The following is a 24,015-nucleotide window of genomic DNA, read 5'->3' on the forward strand; positions in this document are numbered from 1 at the left end:
CGCTGGCCATCAGGCCTTGAGCGCTTTTTTCGGATAGATGTCGTAGCGGCTGGACTTGCCGTCCAGCGCATGGCTGGGCTTGGGCCCCGCAATGCAGGGCGCCTTGCGCGGCCGCTTGACCACCACCCGATGGCTGGCCAAGGCCAGGGCCGCCTCAAGCAGCGCCGGGGCATCGGGATCGTCACCGACCAAGGGCCGGAACAGGCGCATTTCCTTTTTCACCAGCGCGGTTTTCTCGCGGTGGGGGAACATCGGGTCGAGGTAGATCACCTGGGGCGGCTCGCCCTGCCAATTGCGCATCAACTCGATGGAGTTGCCCTTGAGCAACTGCATGCGCGCGACGATCGGCGCCACTTCAAAATCCGCGGCAGCCCGCAACAGGCCATCTTCCAGCAGGGCACCGATCAGCGGCTGGCGCTCGATCAGGCTCATCTGGCAGCCCAGGCTGGCCAGTACGAATGCGTCCTTGCCCAACCCGGCGGTGGCATCCAGCACCCTGGGGCGCACGCCCTGGGCAACACCGACCGCCTTGGCGATCATCTGCCCACTGCCGCCGCCATACAGCCTGCGGTGCGCCGCGCCACCCTCGACAAAATCGACCCGCACCGGCCCCGGCGCGTCCGGCCCCAGTTGCTGCAACTGCAACCCCTGCTCGCCGTACTGCAGGGCAAACTCGGCATCCGCGTCCTGCAACGGCAAGCCCAGGCGCTCGGCCCACTGCCGTGCCGGGTCGGCGAACGCCTCGGCCAAGGCCTCGACTCTGATGCGGCAGGCCGCTGGTTGCTCACTCATCGTTAAAACACGCTCAAAAAATTAATGATCGGCAAAAACTGCCGATAAAAGAACTATCAGGCATTTTGCCAGAGCTGAGCGTCGACCGAGAGAAATGTCAGACATTCAATCCATCCCAGTAGGCTTTATCTCGCCCCATGGCGATTACGGCTTGCGCAATTCCCAGGCACTGAGCGGCGTCAGCCATCTGTGGCAGGATTTCTTTGCCCGGGCATTGGCCGAGCAACAGGGTGATGGAGCGAAGGCTGTTGGCGACCAGCCGCTGGCAGAACTTGACCCCGCAGTGGAACCCCGCGCCGGCAGTGACCTGTTGATGCAGATCGTCAGCCAGCGCCAGTGCGATGTGAAAGACACCGAAGTCCGTCCGCCGGAACCGTTGTTCCTGCCTATCGCCGAGTTCGAGACCGAGCTGCTGGACAAACCGTTCCCGCCTTTCCCGCCGGAAGAAATCACCGCCCAGCAGCGTCAGCAGGATTTCGAGAGTGGTTGGGTCCGCCCGATCGTGCTCAACGCCGGCCAGCCACTGCCTGAGCCGGGCCCGGCACCCGAGCCGCGGCCGCTGCACCTGCCCATCGCCGAGTTTGAAATGGACCTGCTGGACAAACCGGCCGAGCCGTTCCCGCCTCAGGAAATCATCGAGCAGAACCGCCAGTTCGATTTCGATATCGGCTGGGCGCGCCCACTGGTCCTGCAGAACCTGCGCATCGCCGCCTGACCCCTACCCGCTTCAGCGACAGAGCCACCACGGCCCCACATCCAGATGGAAGTGATTGCGATGGGCGGCGTTGTAGTCCGGGCCCAACACCACATTGAAACTGTCGCAGGCCCCATCCCGGGCCAGGCGCAGAAAACGCGCGTCCGCCCCTTGCTTGGGCCAGTCCCTGAGGACGCTGATGCTGCGCCCGTCGGCCAGGCGAAAGCCGGCGATGTCCAGGGCATTGGCACTGGCATGCTGGCTGCGGGCGCCCTGTTCGCGCCCGTACATGTTGCGGCAGGCAAAGCTGCCCAGATGATCAACCCGCACCACCGCCTGCCCATACACCGCTTGGGCGGCCGGCTGCAGCCCGTGACGCTCGAACAGGGCAAAGGCCACGGCCAACGGACAACTGGCGAGAAAGCTGCTGCTCAACGCCACCGCGCCGCCCTGCACCCGCAAGGTATTGCTCAGCGGGCACGCCACATCCGGGCTGCTGTCCTGCTGGCGGGTCAGCCGCAGGCCGGACTGGCTCAGCACCTGATCGCACAATTGCGGGTTGTCCCGCAGGCGGCTCAGCTTGTAGCGGGTCAGCAGGTTCGGTTCGGCGCGCACATCCAGCGGCGCCCAGGGATTCCAGGCCGGCGGCAACCAGCCGCACCAGGCACTGAAGGCAAACAGGGCAATGACGATCAGTAACGGCAAAAGCACTTTCAGGGACCGCACGACAACTCCTGGCTGATCAGTTTTTGAACAATTGATTGATCTGCCCGAACGGCATCGCCTGGTTGGCCAGGTCAAAGCGCCCCTGGCCCTGAATCTCTTGCGCCGCCGCGTAAAACGCCCCGTAGGCGGCGCGAGCCAGCGTCGAGCCGAGACTGATCCGCTTGACCCCCAGGGCCCCGAGCTCGGCCACGGTCAGGCTGAGGCCGCCGGACATCAGCACGTTCACCGGTTTTGGCGCCACCGCGCGCACCACCGCCAGGACCTCTTCAGCGGTCCGCAGCCCCGGGGCATACAGCACATCGGCGCCGGCTTCGGCGAATGCCTGCAGGCGGCGAATGGTGTCTGCCAAGTCATTGCGGCCATGCAGCAGGTTCTCGGCCCGCGCCGTCAGGGTGAAAGGCAAGCCCAGGCCGCGCACTGCCGTGACCGAGGCCTGGATACGCTCCACAGCCAGTTGGAAGTCGTAGATAGGGTCCTCGGCGCGGCCCGTGGCGTCTTCAATCGAGGCACCGACCGCGCCACTGGCGGCCGCCTGCAACAGCGCCTGGGCACACCCGGCCGGGCTGTCGGCGAAGCCGTTCTCCAGGTCCACCGCCAGCGGCAGGTCACTGGCGCCGACAATCGCCCGCACATTGCCCAGGGTGTCGTCCAGGGACAACGCGCCTTCGGCATCCGGGCGCCCCAGGGAAAACGCAAAACCGGCGCTAGTGGTGGCCAATGCCTCAAAACCCAGGCTCGCCAGCATCCTGGCCGAACCGGCATCCCAGGGGTTGGGGATCACAAAAGCGCCATCGCGCTCGTGCAGGGCTTTGAAGGCATGGGCACGACGGGTTTGAGCATCCATGGGCTCGCTCCTGAAGAAGGTCGGGAACCCGCGTCAGAGCAAGCCGAGCTGCTCCGCGGCGGGCTCTCTGTATAACTCAGGCAAGGCGGGCAAGCCAGGCAAACGTACCATCAGTTGCTGATGAAAACGCCGCGCCAGTTCGGCTGCCAGACGGTTGTCGGCGGTGTGCAGGAAGATATAGGGAGTGCGCCCTTCCTCGATCCAGCCGGCGATTTTCTCGACCCAGGGCACCAGGAACGGATCATTGGCCTCAAGCTCCGGATGGCCGATAAAGCGCACCTGGGGAAACTGGGTGAAGGCCGCCGGTCGTGGCGGCACCTTGGGCTTTTTCGACTGGGCGTGGAGCACCGATGCCGCAGTGGAAGTGCAGCTGAACAGAGCTCGTGGATCCAGGCAGATCCGCTCCACACCGCGCTCCAGCAGCAGGCGGTTGAGCATGCGCTCGGCATCGCCCTTGGCGAAGAACTCCGGGTGCCGGACCTCCACCGCCAACGGCCGCTCAAGGCCATCGATAAAGCCCGCCAGCTCCGCCAAACGCTGCGGGGCGAAGCTGGCCGGCAGTTGCAACCACAAGGGCGAAACCCTCGCCCCCAGGGGGCTGAGCAATTGCACAAAGGTTTCGGCGGCGGTCAGTTGCTCACGCAGGTCACCGCCGTGGCTGATGTCGCCGGGGAACTTGGCGGTGAAGCGAAACGTCTCGGGCATGATCTGCGCCCAGCGCTCCACGGTGCTGACCGAGGGCCTGGCATAGAACGTGGTATTGCCTTCCACCGCGTTGAACACCTGGCTGTACAGGCCGAGGAAATCCGCCGGGCGCGCGTTATCCGGGTACAGGTACTCACGCCAGGCGTTTTCGCTCCAGGAAGGGCAACCCAGGTAATACGGCAGCATCAGATATGCAGATCGAGCCCCAGCACTTCCATGTCCCAATCAACAAAACCGGCGGTGGTCAGGTAACTGGCCAGGGCATTGGCCACGCTTTTGCTCATGGCGCGCTGGAAAATCATGTCTTGCTGGCGGGCGGGGAGATTGCTGGTGCGTCCGGCGGAGGCCTGGGAGCGCGGTTGGACGGGGCTGGCGTCGGCTTGAACGTCAACGGCATCGGCATCTTCCAGAGACTCGTCAACCAGCACATTACCTTTGCGAGGCTTGCGCTTGATGGGATACGAGTGAGAGGAAACGCCGTCGATGCGCATAAATACATGCCCGGTATCAATGATGGCAATTTAGCGGCACAACACCGACTTAGCAAATGCCCAAGTGATAACTAGAACACAGAAAACGTAAAAGGTTTAAAAACCGGGGAAATCTGGCATGAAAACCAGACGATTGACCAGATCCACAACAGAAAACCGCAGAAAATCCGGCGTGGGCGGCACGCCGGTCAACCTCGCAGCAGGCCTCAGCGGGCCTTGGGCGTGGCCACTTTATCGCGCAGATACACCGGTTGCGCGTCATCCGCGGCTATCGCCTCGCCCCGGGCCCAGGCAAACCGCGCCAGGCTCAGCAGGTCTTCGGCGTGAGGCAGCATGGCCGCATCCTGCCCCGCGGTTTTGACGCCAATGCGTTCGGCATAACCCCAGCCGGTGCCGGCACCGAACCAGTCGCCGCTGGCATCGGCAGGCAGCGCTGCCGCTTCGGGCGGCAGCACGGCTTCAGCACCGACCAGACGCATCTCGCCGGCGGTTTCCTGGTAGCAGCCCCAGTAGACTTCATCCATCCGCGCATCGATGGCCGCAGCCACTTGGGTGGCGCCGTGTTCACGCAAGGCGCGCTGGGCCAGCACAGCCAGGTTCGACACCGGCAATACCGGGCGCTCCAGGGCAAATGCCAGGCCCTGGACCACGCCGATCGCAATCCGCACCCCGGTGAAGGCGCCCGGGCCACGGCCAAAGGCAATCGCGTCGACCGCCTGCAAGGTGGTGCCGGCATCGGCCAGCAGTTGCTGGATCATCGGCAACAGTTTTTGCGCATGCAGGCGCGGGATCACCTCGTAATGGCTCGTGACCTTGCCGTCATGCAGCAAGGCAACGGAGCAAGCTTCAGTCGCGGTGTCCAGGGCCAGCAAGGTGCTCATCGATGTTTCCGTTGCAAAGTGGGAGTAAAAAAGTCACGCATTATAAACAGCAACGGCCCGCAAGCGGGCCGTTGAAGATGCAGCAAAACCGACTTATCAGCTCAGGGCTTCAAGCACCTTGCCGGTGATCGCTTCTACCGAGCCAACGCCAGCGATGTGGCTGTACTTTGGCTTGCCCTGGCTGGCGGCCAGGTTCTGGTAGAACTCGACCAGCGGTTTGGTCTGGGAGTGGTAGACCGACAGGCGATGACGCACGGTTTCTTCGGTGTCGTCTTTGCGCTGCACCAGCTCTTCACCGGTGATATCGTCCTTGCCAGCGATTTTCGGCGGGTTGTAGACGGTGTGGTAAACCCGGCCAGAGGCCTCGTGTACACGGCGACCGGCGATACGCTGGACGATTTCTTCGTCATCGACGGCGATTTCGACCACGTTGTCCAGCTCGACGCCGGCCTTGACCAGTGCTTCAGCCTGGGGAATGGTGCGCGGGAAACCGTCGAACAGGAAACCGTTGGCGCAGTCAGCCTGGCTGATGCGTTCCTTGACCAGGTTGATGATCAGGTCGTCGGATACCAGGCCACCGCTGTCCATGACGCTCTTGGCGATCAGGCCCAGCTCGGTGCCGGCCTTGACCGCTGCACGCAGCATGTCGCCGGTGGAGATTTGCGGAATGCCGAATTTTTCGGTGATGAACTTAGCCTGAGTACCTTTACCGGCCCCGGGAGCTCCCAGCAGAATTACGCGCATCGATGTGCTCCTCAATTTTTTATTTAGAAACGCTCGGATTCGCCTCGTGGGGCCAATCTCGGAAATAGGATCGCGGCCGCCCAAACGGCCAAAGGCTGATCAAGATACACAGCCGACACAGAGCACACAAGCAGCCGAAAGTCGGAGGAACCCGCTCCCTTTGTGCCCTGGCGACGGGGTGCGACAAGTCGCAACCCCATAACAAACTGTCGCCTGGCGACGCCAACCAGGGCCCGACGCCCGGTTACCGGCCGACGGCGCCAAGCCCCTGAAATACCGGCAAATACCTCAACCGGTATTGCGCAACCCGGCGGCGATCCCCGCTACAGACACCAGCAGCGCTTGTTCTACCGGGCTGCCCTGGACCACATCCGGTTGCCGCGAGCGTGCCAGCAGTTCGGCCTGCAATAGATGCAGCGGGTCCAGGTAGGTGTTGCGCAAGCGGATGAACTCCAGGGTGTCCGGGCTATGTGCCAGCAACTGCGACTGGCCGGTCAGGCCCAGGACCACGGTGCACGCCTGCGACAATAGGTCGCGTAAATGGGCGCCCAAAGGCAGCAGATCCGCCTCGACCAGGCGCTCGTCATAAGAGCGGGCAATGTCGGCGTCGGCCTTGGCCAGGACCATTTCCAGCATATCGATACGGGTGCGGAAAAACGGCCACTGCTCGCGCATCTGCCCCAGCAGCTCACCCTCGCCACGCTCCAGCGCCTTGCTCAGGGCCGCTTCCCAGCCGAGCCAGGCCGGCAGCATGAGGCGGGTCTGGGTCCAGCCGAAAATCCACGGGATGGCGCGCAGGCTTTCGATGCCGCCGGCGCGACGCTTGGCCGGCCGGCTGCCCAGGGGCAAGCGGCCCAGCTCCTGTTCCGGCGTGGATTGGCGGAAGTACTCGACGAACTGCGGGTTCTCGCGCACCACCGCGCGGTAGGCCTTGACCCCATCGCTGGCCAGCTCGTCCATCAGGTGGCGCCAGGCTGGCTGCGGCGGTGGTGGCGGCAGCAGCGTCGCCTCCAGCACGGCGGCCAGGTACAGGTTGAGATTCTGCTCGGCGATGTCCGGCAGGCCGAATTTGAAGCGAATCATTTCCCCTTGCTCGGTGGTGCGGAAACGCCCGGCCACCGACCCCGGCGGCTGGGACAGAATCGCCGCGTGAGCCGGGCCACCGCCTCGGCCGACGGTGCCACCACGGCCGTGGAACAACAGCAGTTCGACCTGCTGCTCGCGGCAGATCTCGACCAACTGCTCCTGGGCCCGGTACTGCGCCCAGGCGGCCGCGGTGGTGCCGGCATCCTTGGCCGAATCGGAGTAGCCGATCATCACCTCCTGCGGGCCGTGCAAGCGCGAGCGATAGCCCGGCAACAGCAGCAGCTTCTCGATCACTGGGCCGGCGTTATCGAGGTCGGCCAGGGTCTCGAACAGCGGCACTACGCGCATCGGCCGCAGCACCCCGGATTCCTTGAGCAGCAGTTGCACCGCAAGGACGTCCGAAGCGGCGCCGGCCATGGAAATCACATAGGAACCCAGGGACGCAGCCGGCGCAGCGGCCACTTCGCGACAGGTGGCCAGCACTTCGGCGGTGTCCGCCGAGGGTTTGAAATGGCCCGGCAGCAAGGGACGACGGTTGCTCAGTTCGCGCATCAGGAACTCGATGCGCTGCTCTTCGCTCCAGTCCTCGTAACGCCCCAACCCCAGGTAGTCGGTGATTTCGCTCATGGCGCCGCTGTGGCGGCTGGAATCCTGACGTACATCCAGGCGGACCAGGAACAGGCCAAAGGTCACCGCCCGGCGCAGGCAATCGAGCAACGGCCCATCGGCGATCACGCCCATGCCGCATTCGTGCAGCGAGTGGTAGCAAAGCAGCAACGGGTCAAGCAGGTCGCGATTGTTCTGCAGCACATCCGGGGTGGCCGGCACCGGCTCCTTGAGCGCCGCCTGCGCCCAGTTGCGGGTGGCCCGCAGCCGCTCGCGCAATTGTTTGAGCACCGCACGATAGGGTTCAGAGCTGTCCCCGGCCTTGGCCTGGAGGGCGGCACTGGCCTGTTGCATGGACAGTTCGGCCGCCAGGTGATCGATGTCGCGCAAGTACAGGTCCGCCGCCATCCAGCGCGCCAGCAGCAGCACCTCGCGGGTTACTGCGGCTGTGACATTGGGGTTGCCGTCGCGATCGCCGCCCATCCACGAGGCGAAGCGGATCGGTGCCGACTCCAGCGGCAGGTGCAGACCGGTCGCGGCATGCAGGGCTTTGTCGGCCTTGCGCAGATAGCTCGGAATGGCCTGCCACAGGGAATGTTCGATGACCGCAAAGCCCCACTTGGCCTCGTCCACCGGGGTCGGCCGGGTACGGCGGATTTCTTCGGTGTGCCAGGCTTCGGCGATCAGCCGTTGCAGGCGTTCGTGGATTTGCGCGCGTTCGGCACTGGTCAGGTCGCGATGGTCCTGGGCTGCCAACTGCGCGGCAATGGCGTCGTACTTTTGAATCAGGGTGCGACGGGCCACTTCGGTGGGGTGCGCGGTCAGCACCAGTTCGATTTCCAGGCGCCCCAACTGCTTGGCCAGGGACTCGGCGCCATGGCCCTCCGCCCGCAGGCGCGCCAGCAGCTCGGGCAGGACACGCGCCTCGAATGGCGCCGGTTGCGACTCATCGCGACGGTGAATCAGTTGGTATTGCTCGGCGATGTTCGCCAGGTTGAGAAACTGGTTGAAGGCCCGGGCCACCGGCAGCAGCTCGTCTTCGCTCAACTGGTCCAGGCTGGCACTCAGTTCGGCGCTGGCCGAACCACGGCGGTCGGCCTTGGCGCCCTTGCGAATCTGCTCGATCTTGTCGAGAAACCCCTCCCCGTACTGCTCGCGGATGGTGTTGCCCAACAGCTCTCCCAAGAGGTGAACATCTTCGCGCAGGCGCGCATCAATATCGCTCATGTACCTGTTCTCCGGCTGGTTCGGGGCGGCTCGCAAGCCTCAAGAGTGCCGTCAGCACAAGGTGCTTAGCAAGCGCGCGACCCACTGACTTTAAACCTTGCGCGTTGCAGCTAGTCTCAAGAGTACGCCGCACAACGGCGCAGCGCCGGCCCGGGCCGGTCATTCACCCACCCCTGCCACGAGCAGGTGTCGATTGAGGTCGCCATGAAAATCCGTGAGCTCGCGCAACACTGGGAAGAAAACGCCAAGGGTCGCCTGACCAAGACCGGCTACGTGATCCATCTGGATGTCGAAGCCGCCGCACGCCTGGCCGCCATTGCCGAGATGTACCCCAAACGCCAGACCGAGGAACTGCTGGGCGAACTGATCGGTGCCGCCCTCGAAGAACTCGAAGCCAGCTTCCCCTACGTCCAGGGCCAGCACGTGGTCGCCACCGATGAGGAGGGCGATCCACTGTACGAGGACGTCGGCCCTACACCGCGCTTCCTGGCCTTGTCCCGGCGTCATCTGCAGGATTTGTCGGCGCAGCCCGACGAACAAAAGCACTGATCCAACCGCCCCTTTCCTGACCTTGCACAGCGTTATTCCCGACCCGTCCCCGGGTCGGGAATACCCCTGCGCGCCGCAAAAGTTCCCGGTCTAGAGCGCTGTCCGTTCGGTCAGAAATTTTTTTAGGCAATTCGCCATCTGCGCTGAACTATTCAAAAAAGCCTCGGGTCACAGCCAGTAGCCATCACTGGAACAGCCGTTTCAAATTTTGTGAAGAGCGTCACCGCCACTCAGGGTCGCGGCGCTAGAACCGGGATGGATTTAGATGTTTTCCAGGAGTTACCCAATGGAGTTGAAGACCATGAAGATCAGCACTGCCACATCCTCGTCTAACCCTTTGCGCGGGCTCAAACTGGCCGCCCTGGCCCTCGGTAGCAGCCTGGTTCTGGCCGGTTGTGCCGGCAACCCGCCAACCGAGCAGTACGCTGTGACCCAATCGGCGGTCAACAGCGCCGTCAGCGCCGGCGGTACCGAATTTGCTGCCGTGGAAATGAAGTCGGCCCAGGACAAGCTCAAGCAAGCCGAGATTGCCATGCACGACAAAAAGTATGACGAAGCCAAGCGTCTGGCCGAGCAGGCCGAGTGGGACGCCCGCGTCGCCGAACGCAAGGCCCAGGCCGCCAAAGCCGAACAGGCTGTGAAGGACTCTCAGAAAGGTGTTCAGGAACTGCGTCAGGAAAGCCAGCGCACCGTGCAATAAGCACCGTGCCCACGCCTACCGAACCTCGTTACCTGAAGTTTCAACCGATAGAAAGGACGAACCATTATGCGTAAACAATTGATGATCCCAGCCCTTCTGGCCCTGAGCGTTGGCCTGGCGGCCTGTTCCTCACAGCCAAACGTGAACCTGGAACAAGCCCGGACCAATTACTCGGCGCTGCAAGCCAACCCTCAGGCCAGCAAAGTGGCGGCCCTGGAAACCAAGGACGCCAGCGACTGGCTGGACAAGGCCGACAAGGCCTATATGAACAAGGAAGACCAGGCCAAGGTCGACCAACTGGCCTACCTGACCAACCAGCGCGTTGAAGTGGCCAAGCAGACCATCGCCCTGCGCACCGCTGAAGCCAATCTGAAAGATGCCGCTGCGCAACGTGCCCAGGCCCGCCTGGACGCTCGTGACGCACAGATCAAGCAGCTGCAGAACAGCCTCAACGCCAAGCAGACCGAACGCGGCACCCTGGTGACCTTCGGTGACGTGCTGTTCGCCACCAACAAGGCCGACCTGAAATCCAGCGGCCTGGTGAACATCAACAAGCTGGCGCAGTTCCTTCAGGAAAACCCTGATCGCAAAGTGATTGTCGAAGGCTACACCGACAGCACAGGTTCCGCGGCTTACAACCAGTCGCTGTCCGAGCGTCGCGCCACGTCCGTGCAGGTTGCGCTGATCAAGATGGGTGTCGATCCATCGCGCATCGTGGTCCAGGGCTATGGCAAGGAATACCCGGTAGCGGATAACACCAGCGTTTCCGGCCGTGCCATGAACCGTCGTGTGGAAGTCACCATCTCCAACGACAACCAGCCCGTTGCGCCACGCTCGTCGATGAGCAGCAACTAAGCCGGGGTCACCCCCAGCCTGGTAACCGCTAGTAAAAAGCCCCGCCTATGCAAATAGGCGGGGCTTTTTTATCGACCGCGATTGCTCGCCTGGGCGCTTACTGTTGCAGCTGTGGGGTTTCCTGGCCCATGCAGCGCACGGCTTTTTTCTTGCTGTTGATCAGCACGCCGCTCAGGCCCTTCTGCTCGGTATCGAACAGCACCAGCACGCCGTCGATGCACTGGGCGACTTGCGCTGCCGGCTCCAGGGAGACCTTGTAGTCCTCGCCCGGCACGGTCTTGAGCATGGTGAAATCGCTGAGCAGCAGCGCATCCTCGGGCTTGGCGAAGTGCAGGTAGCCGTAGTACCAGAGGCACCCCACGGTGCCGAGGATGGTGCAGATACCGGTGATGATCAGGGGGATGGCGTTACGTTCTTCGCTCATTGCGGACTCTCTGGAGGTTCAACTTCTGAATTCGGGGGTGTCGGGTAGTTCGGGATCTCGCCAAGGCGGCGCAGGCCGTTGAAGTGCAGCGGATCCTCCAGGTAGCGCAGCATCACCTGGCGCCAGGTCGGATCGGCAAAGGTCTGTACGTGGCCGCCTCGGGTCAGTTGCAGCACCCGCGGCGCGGGCGCAGCTTGATACAGACGGATGCCATTGGAAAGGGGCACGATCGGGTCGTCGATGCTGTGGTACAGCAGTTTCGGCACCCCGGTCAGGCGCGGTATGGCGTGGATCGCGCTGTCGGCGTCCGGCACCAGCCACGACAGCGGCACCTGCAACGGCCAGGTCAGCCACGAAGTGCTCAGGGCGTACTGCCCAACATCGCGGTAACTGGCCGGCACGCCATCGAGCACGATGGCCTTGAGCTGGCGCTGGCGCTCGGGGTGCTCCACCAGGTAATGAATCGCCAGCGCGCCGCCCAGGCTCTGGCCGAGCACAATCAGCGGCTTGCCCTGGACCTCCGGCGCCTGGTCCAGCCATGTGAAGGCGGCATCGACATCCTGATAGACCGCCGGCAGGCTGGGTTCGCCCTGGGACAGGCCATAACCGCGATAGTCCACCAGCAACACCTGATAACCCTGTTCCGGCAACCACCAGCTGCCACCCAGGTGCCAGGCCAGGTTGCCGCCATTGCCGTGCAAGTGCAGCACCGTGCCCTTGAGCGGCACCCCGGCCTTGGCCGGCAGCCACCAGGCATGCAGCTTCAGGCCATCGGCGGTGGTCAGGGTGACGTCGCGGTACTCGAGCTTGGCGCGCTCGGGGGTAAAGGGCAGGCCCGGCTCGGGGTAGAACAGCAGTGAGCTGCAAGCGCTGAGTGACAGCAGCAGCGCCAGGGCGGTAACGATTCGAATCATCGCGCGCCCCCGGTGGCGGCTTTTGAGGTCAGGGGTGAGCTCACGCCAGGCGTCGGCAGCGCTGTCGAGCGCGGCCTGCGGCAACGGCTACAAGTGGTAGGTGAAGCGTCCATGTGCAGCCCCCGCGAGCATCAAAGGATATTGGAGTAGTCGGCCTCGATCCGGTCCAGGCTCAGGTGATTGAGGAAGTTGGAGAAGCACATCCAGGCCGACAGCGCATTCATGTCGCGGAACTGGTCCGGCAGGTACTTGGGCGGCACCACCAGGCCTTCGTCCACCAACTGGCGCAGGGTACGCATGTCTTCCAGGGTGGTCTTGCCGCAGAACAACAGCGGCACTTGCTCCAGCTTGCCTTTACGCACGGCCAACTGAATGTAGTTGTAAACCATGATAAAGCCCTTGAGATAGGACAAGTCTTTGGTAAATGGCAGCCCGGTCGGCACCGAACCCCGGAACACCCGGCTGGCGTTGCCGTAGCTTTCGGCCATTTCAAAGCCCTGCTCGCGGAAGAACTCGAACACCTGCAAAAAGTCGGCGCCCTCCTCCACCATGTGGATCGCCCGGGTGCGGTTGGTCAGTTTGCGCAGGCGGCTGGGGTAGGACGCGAACGTGATGATCTCCATCAGGATCGCCAGGCCTTCCTGGGTCACGGTGGACGAAGGCGGCCCCTTGGACAGGAAGGTGCAGATCGGCTGGTTCTGCCCGTTGAGGGTGGTACCCACGTGTACCAGGCCTTCGTGGACTTCCAGGGCGCGCACGTCACGGTCGTTGAACATGGCGTCGGCGCGGATCTTGATGTAGTCGGCGCCCGCCGCGGCATCGGCGACGATCCCGTCCGACTCGAACACGCGAATGGTTTCCTCGGCCTCGCCGAACACCTTGTTCAGCCGGCTTTGCAGCAGGCTTACGGCGTCCTTGGCGGTCAGGGTCTTGGGTTCGTCCTTGAGGTCGCCACGGCCGTCGATGTTGTTCAGGTAGTCGGAAAGCATCAGCCCGAGGTCGGCCAGGGTCGGATCACCGGCGTGAAACGCATCGGACGCGGCGCCGTACAGCTCCTGGGAAATCAGGCCGAAGTCCTCGGTGCCGCGGGCTTCGAGCATGCGCACCACCATGCGGTATTCCTTGCACATGCGCCGCATGATCTGCCCGACCGGGTTGAACTGGCCGAGCTGGCGGGTGATGTCGCGCTCGATGTTCTGGAACTCCAGCTTGACCGCGCTGGAATCGAAGGACAGGGGCCGGTTCTGGTAGTAATCACGGTCGACCGCGGGCATTTCCCGGCCCTGGGCCTTGAGGAAGCCCTTGCGGATGTTGTCGTCCCACTTCACCGCATCCAGTACCCGGATTGGCGTTTGTGCCAGCACAATGCGATCGGACAAGGTGCGTATCGTCTGCTGGTAATCGTCCACCCGAAGTTCCTCTTGATAACGTTTGTGCCGCGTCCTGGTTACTTGCCCGCGCGGGTGAAGCGCGCCGCCTCGACAAACACGTCAGAGTTGGCCGGGTCGTCCAGGTACGCGAAAACCTCAGGCAACGGGCTGCTGATCAGCACGCCATCGCCTTCGGTGGTGGTAAAGGCTTCGCCGCTCAGGGCTTTTTGACCCAGGGCCTGGTTGATCTGTTCCAGATCGAGGTTGTACAGCACCAGTTCGTGCTGCTCGTTGAGTTCAAAACCGGCGATGGTGAAACGTCCGCCCAGACGCTGGGGAACCGCCGCCGACAGGTACCAGCGGTTGCCATGGCGCGACACGGTGAAGTCATAGCGCTCGCGCTGCCGGGATTGCCCCTGGTGAGAGGTCACGGCCTGGTAGCGATTGCTGCCAATGCGCTTGAGTTCAAGGCCCAGGGGCTCGCCCCAGGCATTCTTGCTGGTCCATTTGCCCAGCAACGCCGCAGGCGCGGCCTGATCGGCGGGCAGCGGGTCCTTGAAGGTCACCAGGCAGCCGCTGAGCAGGAGAAACGACAAGGCGATCAGGGCACGCCAGGCTTTCATTCAACACTCCTAATGGACACAACAGTGGGCCGGCGGCGGTGACCGCTGCACCCTCAGACCGAGGCCAGCACCAGGTGCATGTAGCGGGTGAGGATACCGAGCATGTCTTCGTCAGCCAGAGGCTCTGCGCCGTTGAGCAGGCCCTGATATTCCATCCGTCCGATAATCGCCGTCAACACTTTGGCATCTTGTTGTGGCTCCCGGGAACCCAATACCTGAAAAAACTGGCAAGTGCCCTGCAAGAGAATTTGCTGGTGCGAGCGCACCAACAGCGCCAGGCGCGGGTTGAGCAAGGCTTCCTGGCGGAACGCCTGTTCAGCCATCAGGTGCTCGCGGCGGTTTTGCAACTGGCGCTGGACGTAGTCAGCCGTAAGCCGGGCAATGTCATCGGCCAGATGGGAGCGCGATTCGGGGCTGCCGTCGCCGTAGGCCACCATCTCGCGCAGCAGGCCTTCATTGTTGGTCCAGAACTTGGCCATGTACGCGGCGCTGCGCTCGACGTATTGGGCAAAGGTATCGGTGAGCAGGTCATCGATATCCTTGAAGTAGTAGGTGGTGGCCGACAGCGGCACACCGGCTTCAGCGGCCACCGCGCGATGGCGCACGGCGCGCACGCCGTCACGCACGACAATGCGCATGGCGGCGTCGAGAATGTCCTGTCGCCGTTGCTCGCTGCCCTGTCGGCTGGCTTTGCGCCCCTGGTACTGAACGCTTTCAGCTACCGCAGTGGCGATACCCGCTGCGCCTTCTTGAGCAATTGCACGGTTCACGACAGGTCTTCCTCTTAAAAATCACACAGAATTAAAAGCGGTACGTCAGTTCCACACAGACAATAAAAAGCCGCCTGTTAAAGGCGGCTGATTATTCAAGGCACTTACGCCTGCGGCCGCATGTGCGGGAACAGGATCACGTCACGGATCGACGGCGAGTTGGTCAGCAGCATCACCAGGCGGTCGATACCAATGCCTTCACCGGCGGTCGGCGGCATGCCGTATTCCAGGGCACGTACGAAGTCGGCATCGTAATGCATGGCTTCGTCGTCGCCGGCATCCTTGTCGGCCACCTGGGCCATGAACCGCTCGGCCTGGTCTTCCGCGTCATTGAGCTCGGAGTAGGCGTTGGCGATTTCGCGGCCACCGATGAACAGTTCGAAACGGTCGGTGACGTTCGGGTTTTCGTCGTTGCGACGGGCCAGCGGCGACACTTCGAACGGGTACTGGGTAATGAAGTGCGGCTGCTCCAGCTTGTGCTCCACCAGCTCTTCGAAAATCATCACCTGCAGCTTGCCCAGGCCTTCGAAGCCCAGGACCTTGGCCCCGGCTTTCTTGGCGATGGCGCGGGCCTTGTCGATGTCGTTCAAGTCATCGGCCGTCAGGTCCGGGTTGTACTTGAGGATCGAATCGAACACCGACAGGCGCACGAACGGCTCGCCGAAGTGGAACACCTTGTCGCCGTACGGCACGTCGGTGGTCCCGAGAACAAGTTGCGCCAGTTCGCGGAACAGCTCTTCGGTCAGGTCCATGTTGTCTTCGTAGTCGGCGTAGGCCTGGTAGAACTCCAACATGGTGAATTCAGGGTTGTGACGAGTCGAAACGCCTTCGTTACGGAAGTTGCGGTTGATCTCGAACACTTTCTCGAAGCCGCCAACCACCAGACGCTTGAGGTACAGCTCCGGGGCGATCCGCAGGAACATTTCCATGTCCAGCGCATTGTGGTGGGTCTCGAACGGCTTGGCCGCCGCGCCGCCAGGAATGGTCTGCAGCATCGGCGTTTCGACTTCCAGGAAGTCACGCTGCATCAGGAAGCTGCGGATGTGGGCGATCACTTGCGAACGCACACGGAATGTCTGGCGCACTTCTTCGTTGACGATCAGGTCGACGTAGCGCTGGCGATAACGCTGCTCGGTGTCGGTCAGGCCGTGGTGCTTGTCCGGCAGCGGGCGCAGGGATTTGGTCAGCAGGCGCACGCTGGTCATCTCAACGTACAGGTCGCCCTTGCCGGAACGGGCCAGGGTGCCTTCGGCGGCGATGATGTCGCCCAGGTCCCAGGTTTTCACCTCGGCCAGGGTTTCTTCCGGCAGGGTCTTGCGGTTGACGTAGACCTGGATGCGCCCGGTCATGTCCTGGATCACCATGAACGAGCCACGGTTGAGCATGATGCGACCAGCAACCTTGACCGGGATCGCAGCCTCTGCCAACTCTTCCTTGGTCTTGTCGACGTACTGCTTCTGCAGGTCCTGGCAGTAGCTGTCACGGCGGAAGTCGTTGGGGAAGGCGTTGCCCTTGGCGCGCTCGGCAGCAAGCTTTTCCTTGCGCAGGGCGATCAGGGTGTTTTCTTCCTGTTGCAGGGCTTGCGGGTCGAGTTGTTGGTCGCTCATGTCTTTTGAAATTCCATCACAGGTTCGTTGCCCCCACGGGTGGCAGGGGACTTAAGGTCTAGGCTGACGGTTTACAGCCCCGATTTCAGGCTGGCTTCCAGGTATTCGTCGATATCGCCGTCGAGCACCTTGTCGCAGTCGCTGCGTTCGATGTTAGTGCGCAGATCCTTGATCCGCGACGCATCGAGCACATACGAACGGATCTGGTGACCCCAGCCGATATCCGACTTGGTGTCTTCCAGCGCCTGGGAAGCGGCGTTGCGTTTCTGCATTTCCTGCTCGTACAACTTGGCCCGCAGCATTTTCATGGCGGTGTCCTTGTTCGCGTGCTGGGAACGTTCGTTCTGGCAGCTGACCACGGTGTTGGTCGGTACGTGGGTAATACGTACGGCCGAGTCGGTGGTGTTTACGTGCTGACCACCGGCACCGGAGGAACGGTAGGTGTCGATCCGCAGGTCGGCCGGGTTGATCTCGATTTCCACCTTGTCGTCGATCTCTGGCGAGACGAACACCGCGGAAAACGAGGTGTGACGACGGTTGCCGGAGTCGAATGGGCTCTTGCGCACCAGACGGTGCACGCCGATCTCGGTCCGCAACCAGCCAAAGGCGTATTCACCCTTGATGTGTACGGTCGCGCCTTTGATACCGGCCACTTCACCGGCCGACAGCTCCATGATGGTCGCGTCGAAACCACGTTTATCGGCCCAGCGCAGGTACATGCGCAGCAGAATGTTGGCCCAGTCCTGGGCCTCGGTGCCGCCGGAACCGGCCTGGATGTCCAGGTAGGCGTTGTTCGGGTCCATTTCGTGGCTGAACATGCGGCGGAATTCAAGCTTGGCGAGGTTTTCCTCGAGACGGGCCAGCTCGGCGACGACATCGCCCACTGCGCTCTCGTCATCTTCTTCGACGGCCATGTCCAGCAGGTCGCGGCAATCGCCCAGACCGGTGTTCAGTTCGTCGAGGGTTTCGACGATCTGCGCCAGCGCAGCGCGCTCGCGGCCCAGTTCCTGGGCGTATTCAGGTTTGTTCCAGACACTCGGATCTTCAAGCTCGCGATTGACCTCGGTCAGACGCTCATGCTTTTGATCGTAGTCAAAGATACCCCCGAATAGTTTCGGAGCGCTCGGACAGGTCCTTGATGGTGTTAAGGATCGGGTTGATTTCCATGGCGGGCAGCACTCGTTGGCGAACTTTTGAAAGCCGGCGAGTATAACGGAATCGCCGATTCACGGCAGCCCGCTTAGCGGGTTTAGCGGCGAATCGGCCATCTAATTTTGCCGATAAGGCCTGCAAAAACCTGCTGTACCGGCAATTTGATCCCGTGTATCGCCCCGCTCGCCCGCCGCAGTGGATAACCACGGTGCCCCGGGACCGGCCAGCGCTATACAATCCCCCGGCTAAATGACCAGGAAGCAGCAGGCACCATGGGCAGACGACTCAGCCACGCCGAGATCGAACACATCAAGCGCCGGGAACGCCGAAACCTCAGGGGTGGCCAGGCGTTCATCGCGGCGCTGCTCAGTGCACTGGTCTTTATCCCGCTGATGGGGGTCTGGCTGATCGTCTCGCCGGAGCTGGCCTGCGTGCTGGGGGTGGTTTGGCTGATCTTTCTGTGGTGGTGGGTCTACTACCGCCTGCGAGCGATGGTCGATGAGGTCGGCGAGCAAACCCAATGGCTGCAAGCCAGCTTCAGCGCACACCCGGTGTATGCCCACCGGAACTTCCACTTCGACTATCGCTTTGGCGACTACACGATTGCCGGCAGCAACCTGTTGGACAACTGGTTTATCGACAACACCCTCAACACCCACACCCTGTACCGCATTGAGGCGGTCACGCTCACCTGCCCGCAGACCTCGACCGTCAGCTATTACCTGTTCCGAGAGACCCTGGTCGAGGCGACACCGGCTCAGGTTGCCGCCAATGAGTCCGCCCCAGAGGCGACACGCTGAAACCGCTTACTCGATCCCGACCTGATTGCGCCCATTGTGCTTGGCCAGGTACAGGCCCTTGTCCGCCGCCGAAATCAACTGCCGGCAGTGGCTGTTGGGCTGCGGGGTCATGGTCGACAGGCCGATGCTGATGGTCAGGCTCGAACCTTCGGTCGGCGCCAGATGGGGGATTTTCAGCATGGCGACGGTCTGGCGCAGCTTTTCAGCCACCAGGCGCGCCCCGCCCGGCGAAGTATTGGGTAGCACCAGGGCGAACTCCTCACCGCCATAGCGCGCCGGCAAGTCCGAAGGCCGGCTGCTGGCCTCGCGGATGGCCGTGGCCACTTTGCGCAGGGCTTCGTCGCCCTCCAAGTGGCCGAAGTTGTCGTTATAAGACTTGAAGTAGTCGACATCGATCATCAGCAGCGACAGCTGGGTCTGATCGCGCATGGCCCGGCGCCACTCCAGCTCCATGTACTCGTCGAAGTGACGGCGGTTGGACAGCCCGGTCAGGCCATCGGAGTTCATCAGCCGTTGCAGCACCAGGTTGGTGTCCAGCAGTTGCTGCTGGCTGACCCGCAGGGCCCGGTAGGCCGCGTCACGCTGCAACAGGGTCATGTAGGACCGCGAGTGGTAGCGAATACGCGCCACCAGCTCGATGTTGTCCGGCAGCTTGACCAGGTAATCATTGGCCCCGGCAGCGAAGGCCGCACTCTTGATCAGCGGGTCTTCCTTGGTCGAAAGCACAATGATCGGAATGTTCTGGGTCGCCGGATGATTGCGGTACTCACGCACCAGGGTCAGGCCGTCGAGGCCGGGCATCACCAGGTCCTGCAGAATCACCGTCGGCTTGATACGGATCGCCTGGGCGATGGCCTGGTGCGGATCGGCACAGAAGTGGAAATCGATGTTTTCTTCATTGGCCAACCCACGCCGGACAGCTTCACCGATCATTGCCTGGTCATCGACCAACAACACCATGGCGGCGTTCTCATCGGTCTTGAATTCGTCGAGCTGTAAATCATTCATGGGTTGTCACCTGAATTGCTACCTGGCCAGGACAGCTGCGTGTGTCAGTCATTTGGCAAATATCTCCAGCAAACGTGGAGCGATCTTGTCCAGTGGGCGAATCTCAACGGCGGCGTCGATGGCAGCGGCCGCCTTGGGCATGCCGTACACCGCGCTGCTGTTCTGGTCCTGCGCGATGGTCATATAGCCTTGCTCGCGCATGAGTTTGAGGCCCTGGGCACCGTCGCGCCCCATGCCGGTCAGCAGCACGCCAACCGCATCGCCATTCCAGTAGGTGGCGACGCTCTCGAAAAACACATCGATCGAGGGTCGATAGATTTCGTTTACCGGCTCGGCGGTGTACGCCAGGGTGCCGTTCTTCAACAGACGGATATGGTGATTGGTGCCCGCCAGCAGCACCGTGCCGCTTTGCGGCGGCTCGCCTTCCCGGGCCAGGCGAACCTTGAGCCCGGAAGCGCTGCTGAGCCATTCGGCCATGCCCGCGGCAAACACCTGGTCAACGTGCTGGACCAGCACAATGGCGGCGCGAAAGTCCTGGGGCAAGCCCTTGAGCAGGACCTCCAGGGCCGCCGGACCGCCTGCGGAGGAACCGATGGCCACCAGGCTCTGGCGCGGCGCGCTGCTGCGCAAGGGCGCCGGCGCCGAACGCACGCGGCTGCCGCGCTGGCCGATCAACCAGCCGATATTGAGGATCTTGCGCAACAGCGGCGCGGCCGCCTCCTGGGCATTGCCCGCGCCCAGGGCCGGGGTGTCGACCACGTCCAGGGCGCCATAGCCCATGGCCTCGAACACCCGGTGCACGTTCTGCTGGCGGTCAACGGTGACAATCACAATCGCGCAGGGGGATTCGGCCATGATCCGCCGGGTCGCCTCCACGCCATCCATGACCGGCATTATCAGGTCCATGAGAATCAGGTCCGGGGTCAGCTCGGCGCAGTACTTGACCGCCTCCGCGCCGTTGGTGGCCACCCACACCAACTCATGGCTCGGATCGAAAGCCAAGGCTCTGCGCAAGGCCTCCACGGCCATGGGCATGTCGTTGACAATAGCGATTTTCATGCCCGCGCTCCTCCAATCAACTCCACCACCGCGTCGAGCAGGGCGTCGTCGTGGAAACTGGCTTTGGCTAGATAATAGTCGGCCCCGGCGTCCAGTCCACGACGGCGGTCCTCTTCCCGATCCTTGTAGGAAACCACCATCACCGGCAGCGACTGCAAACGGTTGTCGCGACGTAAAAGTGTGACCAATTCAATACCGTCCATGCGGGGCATATCGATGTCCGTGATCAGCAGGTCGAAGTCTTCGGAACGCAAGGCGTTCCAGCCATCCATGCCATCGACCGCGACCGCCACGTCATAACCGCGATTGAGCAGCAGCTTGCGCTGCAATTCACGCACCGTCAGCGAGTCGTCGACCACCAGAATGCGCTTGCGCGCGGCCTCGGCCTGAGGCCGGTCATGCCGGGCGATCCGCTCCAGACGCCCGGTGTTGAGCAGTTTGTCCACCGAACGCAGCATGTCCTCGACATCGACGATCAGCACCACCGAACCATCGTCAAGCAGCGCACCAGCGGAAATATCCTGGATCTTGCCCAACCGATCATCCAGCGGCAGCACCACCAGGGTCCGCTCACCGACAAAGCGCTCCACCGCTACGCCATACACCGCGTCGCGCTCGCGAATCACCACCACTTTCAGGGTCTGCTGGCTGCCTTGCGCCGCGGGGCGCTGCAACAACTGGCTGGCCGCCACCAGGCCGACGTGGCGGCCTTCGTGCCAGAAATGCTGGCGCCCCTCGACCTGCACAATGTCCTCGGGCGCGAGGTCGCACATGCGTTCGATATGGGCCAGCGGGAAGGCATAGGCCTCGCCGCCGACCTCCACCACCAGGCTGCGCACCACCGACAGCGTCAGCGGTACTTCGAGGTGGAAGCGACTGCCTTCGCCGGCGGTCTGCTCCAGCACCACAGCGCCGCGCAGCTGGCGAACCATGTGCTGCACCGCATCCAGCCCCACGCCACGCCCCGAGACCTCGGTGACGGTGTCACGCAGGCTGAAGCCGGGCAGGAACAGAAAGGTCAGCAGCTCTTCTTCGCTGAGCTGGGCGGCGGTGTCCGCCGGGGACAGCTGGCGCTCGATGATGTTCTGCCGCAGCCGGTCCAGGTCCACGCCGTGGCCGTCGTCACTCAGTTCCAATACCAGCAGGCCGGCCTGGTGCGAGGCCCGCAGGCGGATCAGGCCTTCGGCCGGCTTGCCGGCCAGCAGACGCTGGTCCGGCGGCTCGATGCCATGATCGACGGCATTGCGCAGCAAGTGGGTCAGGGGTGCTTCGAGTTTTTCCAGCACATCGCGGTCGACCTGGGTCTTTTCCCCCTCAATCTCCAGGCGCACCTGTTTGCCGAGGCTGCGGCCCAGGTCGCGGACCATCCGCACCTGGCCCACCAGCACATCGGCGAACGGACGCATGCGACAGGCCAGCGCGGTGTCGTAGAGCACCTGGGCGCGCTGGCTGGCCTGCCAGCCGAACTCGTCGAGCTCGGCGGTCTTTTCCGCGAGCAACTGCTGCGACTCGGCCAACAGCCGGCGGGCATCCTCCAGCGCTTCCTGGGCCTCCAGGCTCAGGGCGTGCTCCTTGAGGTGCACATTGAGGCTTTCCAGTGCGCGCAGGCTGTTGTTCTGCATGCGTTTGAGACGCTGCAGATTGGCCAGATACGGTTTCAGGCGCTGGGTTTCCACCAGCGACTTGCTCGACAGGTCGAGCAGGCTGTTGAGGCGTTCGGCGGTGACTCGCAATACCCGTTCGCCGCCTTCGGTCAGGCGCGAGCCCTTGCGCACCGGGGCCGCCACCGACTCCGCAGGTGCATCGGGCAGCAGCGGCTCGGGGTCGGGCTCGGCAGCGGGCTCGCTACTCGGAGCCTGCAACTGCAACTCGGCCATCGGCGGGGGCGCCACGGGCGGCGGGCGGGACCCGGCTCGCGCCAGGCGTTGCCGGCGCCAACAGGCGCGCCATCAGGTCGACATAGGCCGCGATATCCTGGGGCCCGACATTGGCACTGCCCGGGGTGGCGATGCGCATCAGGAAGTCGGTGCCCTGGAGCAAGGCATCAATGTGCTCGGGCAACAGGTACAGGCGCCCTTCCTGGGCACTGACCAGGCAATCTTCCATGACGTGGGCAACGCTGACGCCGGCATCAACGCCGACGATTCGCGCCGCGCCCTTGAGCGAGTGCGCGGCGCGCATGCAGGCTTCCAACTGGTCGGCCTGGGTCGGGTTGCGTTCCAGGGCCAGCAGCCCGGCGCTGAGCACCTGAGTCTGGGCCTCGGCCTCCAGGCTGAACAACTCCAGCAGCGATGCGTCGCGCATTTGATCGGGGGTCATGAAAGGCTCCGGGTCACGGCCGCGAGCAATTGCTCTTCATCCAGCAGGCGCAAACTGCGCCCCTTCCACTGCATCACGCCTCGGGTGTAGCGAGCGCTGGCTTGCGAGCCCGAAACCGAAGCGGCATTGAGGGTGCGCTCATCGATGGCGTGGATGCCGTCGACCTCATCCACCGGCACCACCACCGGCCCGCCATGGGCCGCGATAATCAGCATGCGCGGCATGATCCGCGCACTCGATGCCAGGCCGGCAGTGGCGTCCAGCCCCAGCAGCTCGACCAGGGACAGGCAGGCCACCAGCGCGCCGCGCACATTGGCCACGCCCAGCAGGGCGCGCGAGCGCTGGTGGGGCAAGGAGTGAATGGTCTGCAACGGCGCCACCTCGACCAGGCAGCGGGTCGGCAGGCCCAGCCATTCCTCGCCCAGGCGGAACATCAACAGCGAACGGGTGACGATGTCGCTGTCGACGTCCAGCGCCATGGACTGCACGCGGTCCTGTTGCTGCAGCGAATAGCGATCGAGCAGACGGGTGGCCGCCGCCGAGTACACCGAGCAGTTGCGGCAATGGATGTGCTCGACCAGCAGCGGGCAGGATTTGTCGCCATGGATGCCGATGCGATTCCAGCAGTCATCGATCTGCTGGGCATCTTCATGGGTCACGTTCAACGAATAGGAGCTGCTCATCGTTCAGGCTCACGGTCAACGGTGCGTACGCTGCGGGCGGCACGCTCCTGCAATCGACGGGCACCGGCGGCATCGCCCTGGGAGGCCAGCAAGGCGGCCAGGTGCGCCAGCGCCTCGGGATGCTGCGGCTGCAGGTACAACGCCTTGCGATAGAAACCCTGGGCCTCCAGGGTGCTGCCGGCCACATCACTGAGCAGGCCCAACCAGTAAAACACCTGGGCGACCGGCTCATGGCTGCGCAGATACAGCTCGCAGGCGGCACGGGCTTCGGCGCTCTTGCCTTCGTTGGCCAGCGCGGCAATGTTCGCCAACAAAGCGTTGGCGTCGCTGGGCGGCGCTGCCGGAGCCGGCCGCGCAGGCGCCGGCATGGAGCTGAATGGCCGAGC

The 24,015-nt window shown here is 63.3% G+C and carries 23 protein-coding genes and 2 pseudogenes; 5 read left to right on the forward strand and 20 right to left on the reverse strand.

From position 1 onward, the window contains the following. Positions 1-9: 9 nt before the first annotated feature. Entirely contained in the window at positions 10-792 is a 783-nt protein-coding gene (locus tag CF161_RS10960; protein WP_020296643.1) for a class I SAM-dependent methyltransferase, read from the reverse strand. Between the two features lie 94 nt (positions 793-886). Here CF161_RS10960 and CF161_RS10965 point away from each other — a divergent pair, with 94 nt between their 5' ends. Then, on the forward strand, positions 887-1,507 hold the full coding sequence (locus CF161_RS10965) for a hypothetical protein (RefSeq protein WP_043229118.1): 621 nt from the start codon (positions 887-889) through the stop codon (positions 1,505-1,507). Positions 1,508-1,519: 12 nt separating this feature from the next. Here the strand turns inward: CF161_RS10965 and CF161_RS10970 are convergent, their stop codons facing one another. The 7 genes from CF161_RS10970 to ppc form a co-directional block, all read right to left on the reverse strand. Beyond that, positions 1,520-2,212 (reverse strand): extensin family protein, encoded by a 693-nt coding sequence (locus CF161_RS10970; RefSeq protein WP_020296645.1) that lies wholly within the window; start codon positions 2,210-2,212, stop codon positions 1,520-1,522. A 16-nt stretch (positions 2,213-2,228) separates the two neighbouring features. Further along, positions 2,229-3,056: an oxaloacetate decarboxylase gene (locus tag CF161_RS10975; RefSeq protein WP_020296646.1), complete on the reverse strand. Its 828-nt coding sequence runs from the start codon at positions 3,054-3,056 to the stop codon at positions 2,229-2,231. Positions 3,057-3,089: 33 nt separating this feature from the next. Continuing rightward, a complete protein-coding gene (locus tag CF161_RS10980) occupies positions 3,090-3,950 on the reverse strand; it encodes a DUF72 domain-containing protein (RefSeq protein ID WP_177326769.1) in 861 nt (286 codons plus the stop codon). Then, on the reverse strand, positions 3,947-4,252 hold the full coding sequence (locus tag CF161_RS10985) for a hypothetical protein (protein ID WP_020296648.1): 306 nt from the start codon (positions 4,250-4,252) through the stop codon (positions 3,947-3,949). Before CF161_RS10985 ends, CF161_RS10980 begins: the two co-directional genes overlap by 4 nt. Before the next feature lie 206 nt (positions 4,253-4,458). Next, on the reverse strand, positions 4,459-5,133 hold the full coding sequence (tsaB, locus tag CF161_RS10990) for a tRNA (adenosine(37)-N6)-threonylcarbamoyltransferase complex dimerization subunit type 1 TsaB (RefSeq protein ID WP_020296649.1): 675 nt from the start codon (positions 5,131-5,133) through the stop codon (positions 4,459-4,461). Between the two features lie 96 nt (positions 5,134-5,229). Next, positions 5,230-5,877, reverse strand: a complete 648-nt coding sequence (adk, locus tag CF161_RS10995; RefSeq protein ID WP_020296650.1) for an adenylate kinase — start codon at positions 5,875-5,877, stop codon at positions 5,230-5,232. Positions 5,878-6,165: 288 nt separating this feature from the next. Beyond that, positions 6,166-8,796 carry a phosphoenolpyruvate carboxylase gene (gene ppc / locus CF161_RS11000; protein ID WP_020296651.1) on the reverse strand — a complete coding sequence of 877 codons (2,631 nt, stop codon included), beginning with the start codon at positions 8,794-8,796 and terminating at the stop codon, positions 6,166-6,168. Between the two features lie 204 nt (positions 8,797-9,000). Between ppc and CF161_RS11005 the strand changes: the two genes are divergently transcribed. From CF161_RS11005 to CF161_RS11015, 3 genes are all read left to right on the forward strand, one after another. Next, the gene (locus CF161_RS11005) at positions 9,001-9,345 is read left to right on the forward strand and encodes a hypothetical protein (RefSeq protein ID WP_020296652.1); all 345 of its coding nucleotides are present in this window, start codon (positions 9,001-9,003) and stop codon (positions 9,343-9,345) included. A 286-nt stretch (positions 9,346-9,631) separates the two neighbouring features. Continuing rightward, positions 9,632-10,045, forward strand: a complete 414-nt coding sequence (locus tag CF161_RS11010; protein WP_020296653.1) for a DUF4398 domain-containing protein — start codon at positions 9,632-9,634, stop codon at positions 10,043-10,045. Between the two features lie 66 nt (positions 10,046-10,111). After that, positions 10,112-10,900: an OmpA family protein gene (locus CF161_RS11015; protein WP_020296654.1), complete on the forward strand. Its 789-nt coding sequence runs from the start codon at positions 10,112-10,114 to the stop codon at positions 10,898-10,900. Between the two features lie 97 nt (positions 10,901-10,997). On the opposite strand, the gene CF161_RS11020 is transcribed toward CF161_RS11015, so the two are convergent. The 7 genes from CF161_RS11020 to prfB all read right to left on the reverse strand — a co-directional run bounded on the left by CF161_RS11020 (position 10,998) and on the right by prfB (position 17,775). After that, on the reverse strand, positions 10,998-11,324 hold the full coding sequence (locus CF161_RS11020; RefSeq protein WP_020296655.1) for a hypothetical protein: 327 nt from the start codon (positions 11,322-11,324) through the stop codon (positions 10,998-11,000). After that, positions 11,321-12,235, reverse strand: coding sequence for an alpha/beta hydrolase (locus tag CF161_RS11025; protein WP_043229142.1), 915 nt, complete (start codon positions 12,233-12,235; stop codon positions 11,321-11,323). The genes CF161_RS11020 and CF161_RS11025 overlap by 4 nt, the downstream gene beginning before the upstream one ends. A 134-nt stretch (positions 12,236-12,369) precedes the next feature. Further along, positions 12,370-13,647, reverse strand: a complete 1,278-nt coding sequence (locus CF161_RS11030) for a flavohemoglobin expression-modulating QEGLA motif protein (RefSeq protein ID WP_020296657.1) — start codon at positions 13,645-13,647, stop codon at positions 12,370-12,372. A gap of 38 nt (positions 13,648-13,685) precedes the next feature. After that, on the reverse strand, positions 13,686-14,231 hold the full coding sequence (locus CF161_RS11035) for a hypothetical protein (protein WP_020296658.1): 546 nt from the start codon (positions 14,229-14,231) through the stop codon (positions 13,686-13,688). 53 nt (positions 14,232-14,284) lie between these two features. After that, positions 14,285-15,001 carry a TetR/AcrR family transcriptional regulator gene (locus tag CF161_RS11040; protein WP_020296659.1) on the reverse strand — a complete coding sequence of 239 codons (717 nt, stop codon included), beginning with the start codon at positions 14,999-15,001 and terminating at the stop codon, positions 14,285-14,287. Positions 15,002-15,105: 104 nt separating this feature from the next. Next, entirely contained in the window at positions 15,106-16,608 is a 1,503-nt protein-coding gene (gene lysS, locus CF161_RS11045; RefSeq protein ID WP_020296660.1) for a lysine--tRNA ligase, read from the reverse strand. A gap of 71 nt (positions 16,609-16,679) precedes the next feature. Then, a protein-coding gene (gene prfB, locus CF161_RS11050; RefSeq protein ID WP_102047897.1) for a peptide chain release factor 2 occupies positions 16,680-17,775 on the reverse strand; the annotation gives its coding sequence in 2 pieces (ribosomal slippage) (positions 16,680-17,702 and positions 17,704-17,775; 1,095 coding nt in all). Between the two features lie 257 nt (positions 17,776-18,032). On the opposite strand from prfB, the gene CF161_RS11060 reads away from it, so the two are divergent. Next, positions 18,033-18,560: a hypothetical protein gene (locus CF161_RS11060; protein ID WP_020296662.1), complete on the forward strand. Its 528-nt coding sequence runs from the start codon at positions 18,033-18,035 to the stop codon at positions 18,558-18,560. 6 nt (positions 18,561-18,566) lie between these two features. Here the strand turns inward: CF161_RS11060 and CF161_RS11065 are convergent, their stop codons facing one another. From CF161_RS11065 to CF161_RS11085, 5 genes and pseudogenes are all read right to left on the reverse strand, one after another. Next, on the reverse strand, positions 18,567-19,568 hold the full coding sequence (locus CF161_RS11065; RefSeq protein ID WP_020296663.1) for a PleD family two-component system response regulator: 1,002 nt from the start codon (positions 19,566-19,568) through the stop codon (positions 18,567-18,569). Between the two features lie 48 nt (positions 19,569-19,616). Further along, positions 19,617-20,627: a chemotaxis response regulator protein-glutamate methylesterase gene (locus CF161_RS11070; RefSeq protein ID WP_020296664.1), complete on the reverse strand. Its 1,011-nt coding sequence runs from the start codon at positions 20,625-20,627 to the stop codon at positions 19,617-19,619. Beyond that, positions 20,624-22,946 (reverse strand): annotated as a pseudogene (locus CF161_RS11075) (hybrid sensor histidine kinase/response regulator). The gene CF161_RS11070 and the pseudogene CF161_RS11075 overlap by 4 nt, the downstream one beginning before the upstream one ends. After that, positions 22,943-23,629, reverse strand: coding sequence for a chemotaxis protein CheW (locus tag CF161_RS11080; RefSeq protein ID WP_020296665.1), 687 nt, complete (start codon positions 23,627-23,629; stop codon positions 22,943-22,945). The pseudogene CF161_RS11075 and the gene CF161_RS11080 overlap by 4 nt, the downstream one beginning before the upstream one ends. Continuing rightward, positions 23,626-24,015: pseudogene (locus tag CF161_RS11085) on the reverse strand (chemotaxis protein CheR); the annotation flags it as partial. The pseudogene CF161_RS11085 and the gene CF161_RS11080, both read right to left, overlap by 4 nt.

Source organism: Pseudomonas sp. CF161 (assembly GCF_000416215.1).
In the GTDB taxonomy this organism is placed as follows: domain Bacteria; phylum Pseudomonadota; class Gammaproteobacteria; order Pseudomonadales; family Pseudomonadaceae; genus Aquipseudomonas.